At 67.3% G+C, this 3,065-nt stretch carries 3 protein-coding genes; 2 read left to right on the top strand and 1 reads right to left on the bottom strand.

Translation table 11 applies throughout. From position 1 onward, the window contains the following. Positions 1–149 precede the first annotated feature (149 nt). Together istA and istB are read left to right on the top strand one after the other, a co-directional pair. Positions 150–1,907, top strand: a complete 1,758-nt coding sequence (gene istA / locus ACM9LD_RS24980; protein WP_231703188.1) for an IS21 family transposase — start codon at positions 150–152, stop codon at positions 1,905–1,907. Continuing rightward, positions 1,904–2,731 carry an IS21-like element helper ATPase IstB gene (istB, locus tag ACM9LD_RS24985; RefSeq protein ID WP_068526535.1) on the top strand — a complete coding sequence of 276 codons (828 nt, stop codon included), beginning with the start codon at positions 1,904–1,906 and terminating at the stop codon, positions 2,729–2,731. Before istA ends, istB begins: the two co-directional genes overlap by 4 nt. On the opposite strand, the gene ACM9LD_RS24990 is transcribed toward istB, so the two are convergent. Then, positions 2,728–2,979 (bottom strand): hypothetical protein, encoded by a 252-nt coding sequence (locus ACM9LD_RS24990; protein ID WP_133298647.1) that lies wholly within the window; start codon positions 2,977–2,979, stop codon positions 2,728–2,730. The two genes, istB and ACM9LD_RS24990, sit on opposite strands and share 4 nt — an antisense overlap. Positions 2,980–3,065: the final 86 nt, after the last annotated feature.

Here is a 3,065-nt window from a genome sequence, read left to right on the forward strand (position 1 = left end):
TGGCTATGACAGCTTGAAGAGGCCCCGGCTCGACGGCTAGACCTGGCCCCGTTTGCGACTCGCCGGTGGTGTTGCGACGGTTTGATCTGGCCCCACCTGATGGTTGCTCGTGAACATCGTTTCCGAGCCGAAGCAGGTGGTGGCCAATGATGGGATCGAAGGTGGAGCTGTTCGCGCAGATCCGGCGGGACGCCCGGGTCGAGGGCATGAGTATCCGGGCGTTGGCTCGCAAGCATGGCGTGCACCGGAGGACGGTGCGGCAGGCGTTGTCATCGGCGGAGCCGCCGCCGCGGAAGACGCCGGAGCGGTCGTCGCCGCGGTTGGACCGGTTCAAGGCGGCGATTGATGAGATGTTGCGGTCGGATCTGGATGCTCCGCGTAAGCAGCGGCACACCGCGACGCGGATCCGGGAACGCCTGGCGATCGAGCACGATGCGGTCGAGTTGTCGTATTCGACGGTGCGGGACTACGTGCGGGTCCGGCGGGCGCAGATCGAGGTGGAGGCCGGCCGCCGGACGGAGGTGTTCATCGCCCAGGACCACGCCCCGGGCGCGGAGGCGGAGGTCGACTTCGGCGAGGTCTGGGTGATCCTGGGCGGGGTGAAGACCAAGTGCCACATGTTCGTCTACCGGCTCTCGCACTCGGGCAAGGCCATTCACCGGGTCTATCCGACCGGCGGGCAGGAAGCGTTCCTCGAAGGGCACGTCGAGGCGTTCCGCGAGCTCGGCGGGGTCCCGACCCGGCATATCCGCTACGACAATCTCACCTCGGCGGTGGTCGCGGTCCTGCAGGGCGGAGACCGGCGGCGACAGGAGAACCCGCGGTGGACGTTGTTTCACTCGCACTACGGATTCGATCCGTTCTACTGCCAGCCCGGCATCGCCGGGGCGCACGAGAAGGGCGGCGTTGAAGGCGAGGTCGGATGGTTCCGCCGCAACCGGCTGACCCCAATGCCGCAGGTCGAGTCCCTCGATGAGCTCAACGAGCAGATCAAAGCCTGGGAGGACCGCGACGAGGGCCGCCGGATCGACGGACGACTGCGCACCATCGGCCAGGACTACGAGCACGACCGAGCAGCGCTCGCGCCGCTGCCGGTGGAGGATTTCGACCCGGGCCTGATCCTCACACCACGGGTCGATCGGTCGGCGATGATCACCGTTCGGATGGTGAAGTATTCGGTGCCGGCGCACCTGATCGGCCGCCGAGTCCGCGTCTCACTACAAGCCTCCCAGCTGCTGGTCTACGACGGCCGGACCCTGGTCGCGCGGCATCCACGGGTCGCCGGCCGCGGCACCGCGAAGATCGACCTCGACCACTACCTCGAGGTGCTCAAGTTCAAACCCGGTGCCCTGCCGGGATCAACGGCGTTGGCGCAGGCCCGCGCTGCCGGGGTGTTCACCGCCAGCCATGATGCGTTCTGGGCCGCCGCCCGACGAGTCAACGGCGACACCGACGGCACCAGCGAGCTGATCGACGTCCTGCTGCTGCACCGCAGCCTGCCCGCCGCGGCGGTGATCGCCGGCATCGATGCTGCATTGCGGGTCGGGGCGGTGAGCGCCGAGGTCGTCGCCGTTGAGGCTCGCCGCGCCGAAGCCCGCCTGCTCGCGCACGCCTCGGTCGCTGCCGACCAGACAGGTGGGGCCAACGCTGGCCGTCATCTCGATCGCCATGCCGAACGACGCGAGCAACGAGTTGTCAGCCTCACCCAACGACGGCTCGCAGACCCCGCGGCGGTGATCGCCGGCCTGCCACCCGACCGGCGACCGCTGCCCAGCGTTACGGCCTACGACCGCCTGCTCCCGCAGCACCGGCGACGCACTGCCTCCGACGCGCTACCTGCGTCGCTGGACCCACCACCGATTGAGTCGCTGGACCCACCACCGATTGAAAGGCCCACCCGGCTATGACCGCAACCGCCAATAAGAACCAGACGAATGCGCTGGCCCCGTCGTTGCGCCGCCGGGGCGGCCTCACCGAAGAAGCCGCCCTCGCCGCCGTTGACCAGGCCTGCCGGCGCCTACGCCTGCCGACAGTGCGGTCGATGATCGACCAGCACCTCACCGCCGCCGCCAAGCAGCAATTGTCCTACCAGGGGTTCCTCGCCGAACTCCTGCTCGCCGAAGTCGACGACCGGGACCGCCGCTCCACTGTTCGCCGCGTCAAAGCCGCGGGGTTCCCGCGGGAGAAGTGGCTGGCGGACTTCGACTTCGACGCCAACCCCGACATCGAACCCGCCACCATCCACCAGCTCGCCACCGGCGACTGGATCCGCCACGGACTGCCGCTCTGCCTCATCGGCGACTCCGGAACCGGCAAATCCCATCTGCTGATCGGATTGGGAACCGCTGCCGCCGAGCAAGGCTTTAGAGTCCGCTACACCCTCGCCACCAAACTAGTGAACGAGCTGGTCGAGGCCGCTGACGAGAAGCAGCTCGCGAAGACCATCAACCGCTACGGCCGCGTTGACCTGCTCATCATCGACGAGCTCGGCTACATGGAACTCGATCGCCGCGGCGCCGAACTGCTCTTCCAAGTCCTCACCGAACGCGAAGAGAAGAACAGCGTCGCGATCGCTTCCAACCAGTCCTTCTCCGGCTGGACAGACACCTTCACCGACCCACGACTCTGCGCCGCGATCGTCGACCGGCTCACCTACCGCGGCACCATCATCGAAACCGGCACTCACAGCTACCGCCTGGCTCACACCGAAGCAGCAGCTACCGCGGGCTAAGCGCGGCGTTCGTCCTTGACTACCGACAGATGCCGGCGCAAGGCCCGGTTCTGGTGAGTGACATAAACCACGGTCCACCGGGTCGTCAGGTTCGGCAGTGGCTCCCCGTCTTTAATCTTCACCCGGACCGATACCTGATCACCGAGCTGATCATCACGCGCGATCACGAACTCGGCATACGCACGCACCGACTCGCGATCCCAACCAGTCGGCGCAACCACACTGCGCACCCGCGGCCGCCCATCCACACCCCGGACTCTAGCGGCTCAGGGCCCCACTCAGGTGGGGCCGAATGAAACCGCCCTACCGGGGCCAGATCAACTTGACATAGCCA

It is taken from the genome of Tsukamurella hominis, assembly GCF_965137015.1.
Taxonomy (GTDB): domain Bacteria; phylum Actinomycetota; class Actinomycetes; order Mycobacteriales; family Mycobacteriaceae; genus Tsukamurella; species Tsukamurella hominis.